General features: G+C 31.2%; 7 protein-coding genes. 5 read left to right on the top strand and 2 right to left on the bottom strand.

Annotated elements, in window-relative coordinates:
* Positions 1-219 precede the first annotated feature (219 nt).
* The 3 genes from B3J26_RS02725 to B3J26_RS02715 all read left to right on the top strand — a co-directional run bounded on the left by B3J26_RS02725 (position 220) and on the right by B3J26_RS02715 (position 7,200).
* Positions 220-3,213, top strand: a complete 2,994-nt coding sequence (locus B3J26_RS02725; protein WP_291073116.1) for a SusC/RagA family TonB-linked outer membrane protein — start codon at positions 220-222, stop codon at positions 3,211-3,213.
* 10 nt (positions 3,214-3,223) lie between these two features.
* The gene (locus B3J26_RS02720; protein ID WP_291069823.1) at positions 3,224-4,612 is read left to right on the top strand and encodes a RagB/SusD family nutrient uptake outer membrane protein; all 1,389 of its coding nucleotides are present in this window, start codon (positions 3,224-3,226) and stop codon (positions 4,610-4,612) included.
* Positions 4,613-4,674: 62 nt separating this feature from the next.
* Entirely contained in the window at positions 4,675-7,200 is a 2,526-nt protein-coding gene (locus B3J26_RS02715) for a prolyl oligopeptidase family serine peptidase (RefSeq protein ID WP_291073115.1), read from the top strand.
* Positions 7,201-7,246: 46 nt separating this feature from the next.
* On the opposite strand, the gene B3J26_RS02710 is transcribed toward B3J26_RS02715, so the two are convergent.
* Together B3J26_RS02710 and B3J26_RS02705 are read right to left on the bottom strand one after the other, a co-directional pair.
* On the bottom strand, positions 7,247-7,531 hold the full coding sequence (locus tag B3J26_RS02710) for a DUF6520 family protein (RefSeq protein ID WP_291073113.1): 285 nt from the start codon (positions 7,529-7,531) through the stop codon (positions 7,247-7,249).
* Positions 7,532-7,603: 72 nt separating this feature from the next.
* The gene (locus B3J26_RS02705; RefSeq protein WP_349679502.1) at positions 7,604-9,049 is read right to left on the bottom strand and encodes a DoxX family protein; all 1,446 of its coding nucleotides are present in this window, start codon (positions 9,047-9,049) and stop codon (positions 7,604-7,606) included.
* Positions 9,050-9,498: 449 nt separating this feature from the next.
* Here B3J26_RS02705 and nhaA point away from each other — a divergent pair, with 449 nt between their 5' ends.
* Together nhaA and B3J26_RS02695 are read left to right on the top strand one after the other, a co-directional pair.
* The gene (gene nhaA, locus B3J26_RS02700; RefSeq protein ID WP_038337095.1) at positions 9,499-10,668 is read left to right on the top strand and encodes a Na+/H+ antiporter NhaA; all 1,170 of its coding nucleotides are present in this window, start codon (positions 9,499-9,501) and stop codon (positions 10,666-10,668) included.
* An 892-nt stretch (positions 10,669-11,560) separates the two neighbouring features.
* Positions 11,561-12,838, top strand: a complete 1,278-nt coding sequence (locus B3J26_RS02695) for a DUF389 domain-containing protein (protein ID WP_038337098.1) — start codon at positions 11,561-11,563, stop codon at positions 12,836-12,838.
* Positions 12,839-13,477: the final 639 nt, after the last annotated feature.

Here is a 13,477-nt window from a genome sequence, read left to right as displayed (position 1 = left end):
GTCAAGTAAAAAGTGACATTAAAGAAAAGAATACCTGAGCCATATTATGGCTCCTCCTTTTAATTTCAAATGTTTTTTGCGCTCAAAAAATGAAAATAAAGAACAAATTTGAAATAAAAAAACAAAACCTCCTTTCCCTAAAACAAAGTTGGCGCGATGTACAGGAAAAGGAGTGGCTTTTAAAACTAATGTTGAATTTTAAAAAACTTATGTAAAATTATGAAAAAATTTTACTTCAAACTCAGTAGGCAGTCATTTGCTGTATTATTGGGATTGTTTTGTGCAACACCATTGTTAGCACAAACAGGAAAAACCGTGACTGGAACGGTAAAAGAACTTCAAGTCCCGCTAGTGGGCGTAATGGTAAAAGAGGAGGGAACCGATAATTCCACTTTTACTGATGACAATGGAAATTACTCGTTGACTTTACAACAGGATAATGCTAAACTGATTTTCGAGCAATTGGATTTCCCTATTCGTGAAGAAGAAGTATTGAATAGAAGCGTGATCAATGTACGTTTCACAAAAGAAGAGGAGGAGGGGATTCAGTTGAAAGATGTGGTGATTAATGCGGGGTATTACAATATAAAAGACAAAGAACGAACGGGGTCTATAGCACGTGTTACGGCTAAAGAAATAGAGAATCAGCCCGTGAATTCTATTTTAGATGCTTTGCAAGGTCGTGTTCCTGGTTTAGAGATTACACCAACTTCTGGAACAGCAGGCGGCGGCTACACCATTCGGATAAGAGGCCAAAATAGTATTGCTGCGGGGAATAATCCTCTATTTATAGTAGATGGTGTTCCATTTGATACCAATTCGATGGGAGATACTTCAACCTCAGCACAAATCTTTTATGGGTCAACTATAAATCCTTTAAATTATATCGATCCACAATCTATAGAATCTATCGAAGTTTTGAAAGATGCTGATGCTACAGCTATTTATGGATCACGGGGAGCCAATGGTGTACTATTGATTACCACTAAGAAAGGAAAAGCGACAAAAACAAGTATTTCTATAGATGCTTCTACCACTGTTATTAGCCCTACTAAGCTTCCTAAACTACTTACTACCGAACAATATCTAGATATAAGAAAAAAAGCCTTTGTGAATGATGGTGTAACGAAATACCCTACGACAGCCTACGACATAAATGGAACATGGGATATGACCAGATATACAGATTGGCAAAAACTACTTATTGGGAATACAGCTTTCAATCACAACATTCGTACCTCTATTAATGGTGGAAATGAGCAAACTAATTTTATGATAGGTGCCAATGTCATGAAAGAAACTTCTGTTTTCTATGGTAATTTTGCATACAATAAATTCAGTTTTTTTTCGACATTAAACCATAAAACAGCGAATAACAAACTAAAATTGCAATGGACCACTAATTATGGACAGGATAAAAACTATTTGCCTACACAAGATTTAACCAGAACTGCAAGGACACTTGTTCCAAATGCTCCGAGGTTGTTTAATGAAGATGGTAGCTTAAATTGGGAAAACAATACTTGGACAAACCCACTTGCGGCACTCAATGCCAGTTACCGCAATAATACACGTAATCTAAATACAAATTTGAATACAAGTTATCTGTTGATGGATAATATTGTTTTACGAACAAACGTAGGGTATAATCGATCAGATTTAGATGATAGTCAACTTAATCCACATACTATTCGTAATCCTGCTTTTGGTGCTACAAGTCAGCAATCTAACATGACTAAAAATTCTGGTCATCATGAAGGGTGGTTAATAGAACCCCAATTGGATGGTAATTTTAATTTAACTGCTTCGAGTAAACTAAGCGTATTAATTGGGGGGACTTTGAATAGCCAAACAACAACTAAGTTGGTGATTATGGCAAATGGTTTTACAGACAACCAATTAATGAATGTTTTAAGCGCTGCTAAAAATGTGACGATATACAAGGATACTGAAGAGCAATATAAATATGCTGCTCTGTATGGAAGAGTAAATTATAATCTACACGAAAAATACTTCGTTAACTTGACGGGACGACGAGATGGATCGAGCCGATTTGGTCCTAATCATCGGTTTGCAAATTTTGGTGCAGTTGGTGCTGCTTGGCTTTTTTCGAAAGAAAGTTTTCTACGTGAGGTATCATGGTTAAGTTTTGGGAAATTGAGAGGAAGCTATGGGGTAACAGGAAATGATCAGATTGGAGATTATCAATATCTAAATACCTATAACATCAGTCAGAATGGATATGATGGGAATATACTATTGACAACAGCACGTTTGTATAATCCTGATTTTTCATGGGAGAAAAATAAAAAGTTGGAATTTGCTTTAGAAACCGCATTCCTAAAAAATAGAATTAACCTAACACTGAATTATTATCAAAACCGATCAAGCAACCAATTGGTTGGCTATAGTTTACCCGCTATAACAGGTTTTACCTCTATACAAGCAAATTTGAATGCTGTTGTAGAAAATAAAGGTTGGGAAATGGATTTGCAAGTTGTTCCTATAAAATCTGCTAAATTCAACTGGTCTACTTCTTTTAATCTTACTATTCCTAAAAATAGATTGGTGGCATTTGATGGTTTAGAAAACACCTCCTATGCAAATATGTATGTGATTGGAAAATCATTGAACAGTAAGAAGATGTATCATTTGCAAGGGATTAATCCAACTACTGGTTTGTATGAATTTACAGATTATAATGGTGATGGAAAGATAACCGCCATAGAAGATAAACAACAAGTTTTATCATTAGATCCTTCTTTTTATGGAGGTTTCACCAATTCTGTTTCCTATGAAAACTTTAATATCGAGCTCTTTTTTCAATTTGTCAAGAAAAAAGGATTTAATGAATTCTATGGGACTACTATGCCGGGTACAATGTATAATCAGCCTGCTTCTGTATTAAATCAGTTTCCAAATGGGGTAATTCAGAATTATTCAAGTGGCTCTAATTCCGCAGCGACAGTTGCTTATTCTAACTTTAATAATAGTGATGCGATGGTAACCGATACCTCTTTTATTCGATTGAAAAACGTGTCATTGTCTTATAAACTTCCTCTAAGTAAAAATCAGTCCAATCAATATGTGATTTATGCGCAAGGTCAGAACCTATGTACATGGAGTAAGTATAAATACGGTGATCCAGAACAGACAACTGGTTTTCTTCCTCCTTTGAGAAGAATTTCGATAGGATTTAAAGCTAATTTTTAATGACACAATTATGAAAAAATATCAAAACATAGTAAGCTATTCTTTATTCGTTTTCCTAATAGGAAATACGATAATAAGTTGTGAGAATTTTGTGGAATTGGATTCTCCAAAAGGACAATTGAACCAAAAAGATGTATTTGAAAATAACCAAACAGCACAAGCCGCCGTTACCACTTTATATGCATTATTACGTGATAACAGCTTAATAGCTGGAAATTTATCTAGTGCTGGTTTTTACATGGGAATTTACTCAGACGAGTTAGATAGTTATACTACTGCTAACAGCGTGACGGATTTATTTTACAAACATCAAATTATCCCTACAAATAGTGGTGTGAAAGAGGTTTGGACAAGTTCCTATAAAGTAATATACGAATGCAATGCGGTAATAGAAGGTGTAGAAAAATCAAAAGGATTGACCAATGAGCAAAAGAAACAATACAAAGCTGAGGCACTATTTATCCGCTCGTTAACTTATTTCTATTTAACCAATTTATTTGGAGATATTCCATTTATTACGACAACAGATTATACGATTAATCAAAAAAGTTCAAAAACAAGTCATCAAAATGTGTTTTTAAAAATTGAAGAAGATCTTATTGAATCTAAACAACAATTAGGTGAACTTACATCGGCTACAAGTAACCTTAGGGCAAACAAATATAATGTTACAGCATTATTAGCACGTCTATACATCTACCAAGAGAAATGGGAAAAAGCTGAAATTGAATCGTCTGAACTTATAAATTCAGGCAAATTTCAGTTAGAGAATGAGTTGAATAAAGAGTTTTTGAAAGAAAGTCGTTCTACACTATTCCAATTAAAAGCTAAAGTAGAAGGTGGAAATTCTAATGAAGGTGGTATTTATATTTTTGAGGCTGGCCCTCCACCTAATGCTTCTTTATCCCCTCACCTATTTGAATCTTTTGAGCCAACTGATTTGAGAAAACAACAGTGGACAAAACAAATTACTACTAATGGGAAAAATTGGGTAATGCCCTTCAAATACAAAGAAAAGTATGCGACAACAACAAGTAAAGAATATACCATTGTTTTTAGACTTGCTGAACAGGTTTTAATTCGAGCTGAAGCACGATTGAGATTAGGCAATTTGAATGGAGCAAAAGAGGATATAAATAGTATTCGAAAAAGAGCTGGATTAACACCTATCACAACTTCATCTTCTCAAGATATTTTTGAAGCAATTGTAACGGAACGTCAACATGAATTGTTTACAGAACATGGCCATCGTTGGTTTGATTTGAAACGATGGAAATTGGCAGATCAAGTCTTAAGTCCGATAAAAGCAAATTGGAAAGCAACTGATGTATTATTACCAATTCCGGAAGCTGAACTTTTAATTAATCCAAATCTATTACCACAAAACCAAGGCTATTAAGAAGTTGTACTACAATACAACATCATAAAAAGGCATTCATACAAACATCAGAATTAGTACCAATGGAAAAAATAAGTAAAATAATATTCCTCATCCTGTTGGGATTTGTTCTCTCGACCTACAACGTCTTTGGTCAAGAGATAAATAAGAAAACATATACACACGATTTAGACAGTATATGGTCTACTAATACAACAATTCGTGATATTAGCACTAACGGAAATTGGATTGAAACCTCTGAGTTCTTCTCAGGTAAGAATATCATTCGATTATTTCATCCTTCAACCTCAAATGTAATAGAAAGAGAAAATACAAAAAAGAGTTTATTTTCTAATAACGAACATTTTGCAATCCTTTTAAGTGAAAGCAAACTTGAAATAATCGATTTAAGAAATTTGAAAAGCGTTCTTGTGTTGAATAAACCAATTAGAAAAGTAGAATTTGATTCGACCAATCAACAGCTTGCTTATTTAACAACTGATGATGTTTTGACGCTATTTGATACCAAGACGGAAAAATTTGTTACAAAACATAATGTTTCCAACTTTAGTTGGAGCCCTGCTTCATCTACATTAGCAATTCTTTCTAAGGATGGAAAAACAGTTGGTTTTTATAGCTCAAAATTAGAGGCTATTGATCAGCTATCAAGTGATATAGGCACGTACATTTTTAATGATCGATCTCCTCTAAATAATTGGAGTAAAAATGGACAGTATTTTTCATTTCTTGAAAATGAAAATGAAAAGAGAAAAATAGTTCGTTATGCATTCCAAACAAAAAGGCTGAATTTCATCAATGTAGAAAATTGGTTGAAAATAAATCCTTCTTATCATTTTATGGATGAATCTATTCGTGTATTAGCGGATGGAAAGTATATTGAATTTCAACTAAATGAAAAAAGTACCGAAGATTCTTTAAAAGGAATTGAAAAGTGGTCTACCAACGATACGTGGATCTATCCCAAAGAACAATTAATGAAACAAAAAGATGGTTATAAACGGTTTATTTGGACTGTTGATGAATACGATTCTGTTACGGAAATAAAAGGAAACCAATTCGCACTTAATAGTAATATCCACTTTGCCTTGACATTTGATAGAAAACAGTATGAACCACAATATAGATATTTTGAAATTGCAGATGTTTATTTAAATGATTATCAATCAAAAAAATCATATAAAATAATCGATAGTCTGTATACCAATCCTAATTTTATTTCTGTTTCACCAAATGGGGAGTACATTGCTTATTTTAAAACGAAGCATTGGAATTTGTATGATGTAAAAAAGCAAACACATAAAAAGTTAACAACAGTTCTTTCTCAAGTTTTTTATGATAGAACTAAAGCAGAAACTGACAAACCACCTTTTGATCAGCCCTATTGGTCAGAGGATGGAAAATTTATTGTACTAACATCAACCTATGATTTGTGGCAGTTTAGTATAGATAAAAATGAAGTAAAGCAAATTACCTTTGGAGAACAAAAAGAAGAACACAATCGTTTGGCATCTCTCAATTTAACGAACTCATTAAATCGTCGTATTGACATGAATAAACCACTGATCATTAAACTCCTTAAAGATGATCAGTCACACGGAATAGCGTTCTTAAAAAAGGGAAAAGTGATACATTCTTTCAGAACTGATGCCGAAATCAATCCAATTTACAGTGATAGCAACAAAAATAAATTGTATTACAGAAAAGCAAAATACAATGAATCACCTTCAATTCATGAACTTTCAACTAATCATACAACGCGTATTATTTACCAAAGCAACTCTAAGCTAGGTGAATACGACTTAGGTTTTTCTAAAAATATAAACTATACATCTATAAATGGAAACGTGATGAATGGAGCTCTTTTATACCCTTCTCAGTACGATTCAACTAAAACATATCCTATGGTTGTGTACATTTATGAAAAGAATTCGTTTAAAGTAAACGAATTTACTTTACCATCTAAAAATTCACCTATCGGATTTAATTTCATGGACTATGTATTAGATGGCTATTTTGTTTTGTTACCCGATATAGAATATGAAATTGGAAACCCGGGCAGATCTGCTTTGGTAAGTGTAGAAAATGCCGTAAAAAAAGCTGTAGAACTATCGACAATTGATCAAAAAAGAATTGGTTTAATTGGACATTCATTTGGTGGGTATGAAACAGCCTTTATTTCTACACAATCTAAATTGTTTAGAACAGCTGTTGTTGGTTCAGCTATAACCGATTTGATTAGTTATTACCATGATTATAATATAGATAATCAGTCAGATCAATTATGGCGATTAGAAAATTACCAATTAAGAATGGGTGATAGTTTATATAATTTAAAAGATAAATATTACAAAAACTCGCCTCTTTATCATATAGAAGAATTACAAATACCAGTTTTAATATGGACAGGCAAAGAAGACTATAATGTAAATTGGTACCAAAGTGTGTATTTTTTTATGGGAATAAAACGATTAGGAAAAAAAGCCGAATTACTTTTATTTGATCATGAAGGACATACCTTAAAAAATAAAACCAATCAACAATTTTTATCCACTAAAATAAAAAATTGGTTTGATACGTATTTAAAATAAAAGAACGGAGCAGATGCTCCGTTCCTATTTAAATTAGACTTAAATATTATTGACGATATAGTGGAATACTACACGAAGTTTCTGATAAATCTCTCAATTCAAAAACATCTTTTTCAATTCCATTTTCGTTCACAGTACAAGGTAATCCAATTGTTGTTGAACATTCAACTTTTACGTCATCACAATGATTTGTTGCAGAATTGTAAATATATCCTGTCATAGCTTCTTCTTCACTATTTTGAGAAGATTTACTTTCAGTGGCAAATGCAAAAGCAACAGCCATCATTCCTACCCCGATTGGTAGCGCTTTTTTTAGAAAATTTGTTTTCATTTTGTATAATTTTAATGTGGTGACTTACTCTATTGTACAGGTTTTCAGTCATCCCCTGCGTTGCGCAACGATTTATTTTCTTTTGTTATAGATATAAAGTTCATGATCTACAATCGCAAATATTTTGTTTTTGTAAATGGTGAAATTTCTAAGTTGATTTTTAGGTGAATGGTAGAGGTAAAAGCTATGAGTATAGCTTTTGTTCACCAAATCATATTGATCTATGACACTTGTACCTTCTATTTTTTGTTCGAAATTGCCTAGTCGATCAGTCGATATATAGAGTTGATTACCATAAGTAGAGGCTAATTTGTTTACAAGTAAGGTTTGTGGTCCTAGCTTATATTGTTGTGTTTTTTTATAATAGGCTACATCGATCTGAACTTTAGAAATAGTATCAATGGTATTTCCTGTTTTCATTTCAGCTAATTCAGCTTCAAATTCGAGGTACTGATTTTTGTAGTAATAGACATAGATAAACTTTTTTAATTGGGAATTCCATAGTAATGTACCGTCTGACTCAAATGTACCGTCAAGTTGTTTTTCTAGACTGCCATAGTTAAGTTGTAGTTGATGCTCTGATAACAATCCCAATACATTTGCTTTTACTTTGGTACTATAAGTTGCTATCCCAAACTTAGAAGAATCTGCTACCACAAATTGATTATAATATACATCTCCTTTAGAAATGGTATTTGCTTTCCAATCATCAATTTTACCTCGAAATAAAATGCCAACCGAACCGTCTCCTAAATAAAAATAAGGTGTTTGTACATAAGCAATCACTCTTTTATAAGGCAGGTTATATTGATCAATTTCTAGTTTTATATCCTTCATTTGATTAGCGAGATAATCATATCTTTTAAGAAATAATGGTGTTTCTGTATTGGCTAAATAGAGATAACAACTATCAATTCCTGCTATATAATAACCAGTTGATTCTAAGTCGAAAGTAGTTTGTTTTTCGGCTAAATGCGGAATGTATTTACGCGTAAACGCATTGTTATACTGAGATTTCTTTTCTGATAAACCATATAAAATGGTTACACTAACAATTCCAATTAAAATAAGAAAGAATTGTTGAATTACATAACCTCTCCATGTTTGAGAGATGTTTGTTATTCTAACGCCAATTAAAGCCAATCCTACAAATACACCATTAAAAATGAGATGTTCTGTCCATCCCAATTTTTCTAAAACACCACCACATGAACAAGGAGTAAATGCCGTGAAATGTAGAATAATGATAATATAGGTCGTGAACATCACCATTAAGAAAAGTGAAATCTGTAAAGCGAATGCTCGGAACCGTTCAAACATCAAAAAGATTGCTGTTACAAGTTCTATAGCAATAATTCCATACGAAATAGGAATCGCATAACTAGCTAATAAGGGTGATTGTCCCAATTGCGTTTGAAAAGTCTCAAAATCGATAAGCTTACTGACTGCTGCATAGACAAATAAAACAATAAAAAGGTAGCAAATGAGTGTTTGTAAAATAGGAGTTACTTTTCTCATGTTTTTGTGTTTTACGGTTAACGGTAAAGGGTTAACGGTTAATGCTATACAAAGTTCAGAGAAGTTATTGAGCAAGTCAATACCTATTTTTAGAAAAAACAGACCAATTTTTGTTAATTCTACTCATTTTTTAAAAATAGAACTCATTTTTTTGAAAAACCTCTCATTTTTGATGAGTTTTAGAATTGTTCTATATAAGGTAGTCTTATTTTAACCAGATTATTTGAAAACCTTTTTCTCGATACAAAATTCTTTTAGAATTCCACTCAAAATGGGGATTTATTGATGAATTGCTTTAGAAATTATGTTAAGGTTTAGTTGTTTTTAGAATATAACTTTTTTATTGCCAGAAATGTTAGTATGAGATGACGATATTTTACCCAATGAAAGCCAATTTATGAAGTTGCATATTTTTTATTATCTTGCTCTAAAATAATAAAAGTTAAATTATGGCTAGTTCTATCAATTTAAAAATATTCAAAGAATTTATTAAGTCGAGTAATTTTGGAGGTTTCCTCCTTTTTTTATGCGTACTGATTTCTTTAATTATAGCTAATTCATCTTTAAGTGACACATTAAAAAGTGTATTATCTTATGAATTTGGAGTCGAAAATAGTTGGATTCATTTAAAGTATAGTACAAGCATGTGGATTAATGATGGATTAATGGCTATTTTTTTCTTACTTGTAGGTCTAGAAATAAAAAGAGAAATTGTAGAAGGTGAACTATCATCACCTAAAAAAGCTATTCTTCCTATTTTAGCAGCAATGGGTGGTGCGATAGTGCCTGCGTTAATATATATATATTTTAATATAGGTTTGGATACTTCAGGTGGATGGGGAATTCCTATGGCTACAGATATTGCATTTGCATTAGCAGTTATATCATTGTTAGACAAAAGGATTCCGATAAGTTTAAAGATTTTTTTGGCTGCATTAGCTATAGTGGATGATCTGATAGCTATTTTAGTGATAGCTTTATTTTATTCATCAGGTATAGACTTAGTGTATTTAATGTATGCGGGTGTAGGCCTAGGAGTATTAGTGTTAATGAATAGATTAAACGTTGAGAATCCTTATTTATATTTGATTCCAGGAATATTTATATGGTATTTTGTACATCATTCGGGTATACATGCTACAATAGCAGGTGTATTAGTAGCAATGACTTTACCAACAAATAATACTGATCAAGAATCGCCATTAGAACGATTAGAACATGCCTTAGTAAAGCCTGTAAACTTTATTATTATTCCAATTTTTGCATTTGCTAATACTAATATAACTATTTATAACGAGATGCTTGAAGGATTAAGCTCTCCTTTAGGATTAGGTATTTTATTAGGTTTATTAGTTGGTAAACCAATAGGTATTGTATTAAGTTCCATTATTTGCTCAAGATTTGGCATTGGTCAGTTACCAGAAGGGAGTAATTTAAACCATATTTTAGGTGTAGGATTATTAGCTGGTATCGGTTTTACGATGTCTATATTTATATCTAATTTATCATTTAATAGTGAAATATTAATTGATGAAGCTAAATTAGCCGTTTTATTAACATCTTTAATTGCTGGAGTATTAGGCTACTTGATTTTGAGAAAAAGTAGTAAAATAAATTAATAATACTTACTCGAATTTTTAATTCTCGATTATTTGATCAGATAACAAAATGTAGTTATAAATGGAAATAGGCATATGATGAATACGGAGAAGAAGGTTTACTTAGAAAGAAAACAATAACTCGTACATTTCCCAATCAAATCAAGCAAGAAATTGTAAATAAAATATTAGAACTTCGAAAAGAACATAGATTAGGGACTTGGCGAATTAATTGGTATTTAGAATATTAGTATGATATTTTAATATAAGAATCAAGAGTTTGTCGTATTCTAGCGTAATAATAGGGGTAGGTTAGACAGAAGGTTACTAGAAGAGCCATACGTAGTATTTTATACGAAAAAGAAACAACTGGTCATCATGTACAAGTTGATGGTAAATTTCTGATTTTCATAATACATATTGCAATAAAATCAAGTAATTTTAATATGCAGCTACTGATGATGCTATACGAATTATTGTGCTTAAAATATATGAAAAGCGCAATCAATTAAGTTCAATTGATTTCATAAATTATGTTGTAGATAAATTTCCTTTCAGAATTAATACAATTCAAACAGATAACGGACATGAATTTCAATCAAAATTTCATTGGTATGTTTAAGATTTAAGAATGAGACACAGGTTTATAAAAGTAGGAAGACCTTGGTTAAATGGAAAAATTGAACCATCTCATTTAACTGATAAAAAAAGAGTTCTATCAACTTTTAAGCTATACTAATGATCCCGATCTAAATCAAAAATTAGGGGAATGAGAAAAATTTTATAATCTAAATAGACTTGATATTCATTTAAAGTAAAAACACCTTATTAAATACTAAAATTAAAACTAAAATAATTATATTTAATGCCTACGAAGTCATGAAGTACGACAATTAATATCAATAAAATGTCTATGAATAGAATATACAAATTGCTCAATCTACATATTGGAGAAGAAGATAAGAATAAGGTCAAAGAGGATGTACAAAGTAATATCTCATTTAAAGGAGCAAATTTATGGATTTTAGCATGTGCTATTTTGATAGCTTCAATAGGTTTAAATGTTAATTCAACAGCAGTTATTATAGGAGCTATGTTAATTTCACCTTTAATGGGACCAATTGTAGGTTCTGGTTTTGCATTAGCAACTTATGATTTTACCCTATTAAAGCGATCTACTAAGAATTTGTTTATTGCAACATTAGCTGGATTGGTAGTTTCGTGTTTATATTTTTATTTAAGCCCATTTAAAGAAGTAGAGTCAGAAATATTAGCCAGAACATCGCCTACAATTTATGATGTCCTAATTGCTTTTTTTGGAGGTGTCGTAGGAGCTATATCAATAACAAGAATTGAGAAAGGTAACCCAATACCAGGGGTAGCAATAGCTACTGCATTAATGCCACCATTGTGTACAGCAGGTTTTGGTTTAGCAACTCTCAACTTTAAGTTTTTAGCGGGTGCATTATATTTATATAGTATAAATTGTTTTTTTATTGCCTTATCTACATTTTTGGTATTGAAATATTTGAAATATAAGCCAATACAAACCCAAAACCCTGCACTAGACAAAAAAGTACGACTAACTATAACTGTTTTGATGTCTTTATTAATTTTACCTAGTTTCTATCTAGCCTATAATCTATTACAAGAAAAAAGATATACACAAAACGTAAATACATTTATCCAAAAAGAGTTTCAGTTGAAAGGTAAAACTATTATTTATAAAAATGTAAACTTTAGATCAAATCCAAAACGTATTGAACTTGCATTTTTAACAGAGAAATATGATAGTTTACAAATAAAAGAATTTAATAATAAGCTAGCGGATTTTGGTTTAGAGAATACAACTTTAGTTGTTCGACAAAATAATAGTGATTTAAAACAAGAAATATTAAGTGAAATAAATAAAAATCAGCTAAACGTAACAGAAAAAGATTTACAAATACAACAATTAAAAACACAAATAGAACAAAAAAAAATTGGAGATGCTACTACTGAACGTGAAATAAAATCCTTGTTTCCTTCAATACGTTATGTTTATTTTGGGATTATTCAACATTATAGTGATAGTTTAAAAGCAAAACCAATAGTGATATATCATTCAGAACAAGAAATTGATGAAAATCTATTGCATAACTGGTTGAAAATAAAATTAAAGAGTGATAATTTAGCATTGATTAAAGAATAATATTTATTTTTCGATTCTAAAAATCAGATTTAGAAGATGTTACAATATTTTATTTAATAAGGTTATTTATAATCTGATAATCCTATTTTGCTGAACGCTATAATAATACGAATTCTTAAGTTAAATTTTTTTAATGTTTATTCTTATTTTGAATTACGTCAAAACCTTTTTTCTCGATACAAAATTCTTTCAGAATTCCACCCGAAATGACGGTTGTATAGTTGAAATGAGTAGAATGAATAACGTGATTAAATTAAACTTTATTTGCCTTGGTTCAGCAACAATTCGAATGTAGACTGAATAGCTTTAAGTGATTGAAACCTGACGAGCTGTGAACGAAATTGGTAGGTGATGAAGGGGAATGATTGCTAAGGATGTAGATGTTAGAGATTCGATATACGAGATTCGATGTGAGTATTGAGGGGGTGTAGAATGTAGTATTTATGATGTACAAAGTATTAAGTATTAAGTAAAAAGTACAGATTAGATGATTGATTTTAGATGGGAGAATTGAGATTTTAGATTTGTGAAATGTATTATGTATTTAAATATTGGAAAAAGGATCATAAAAATGTCATATGATTTGGAGACGAGTGTCAAAAAGTTGAAAGTCATGGTTAAAATGTTTTACTGTTTGCG

It is taken from the genome of Empedobacter sp. UBA5987 (assembly GCF_002429865.1).
In the GTDB taxonomy this organism is placed as follows: Bacteria; Bacteroidota; Bacteroidia; order Flavobacteriales; family Weeksellaceae; genus Empedobacter; species Empedobacter falsenii_B.
This window is presented reverse-complemented; position numbering and strand designations above follow the sequence as displayed.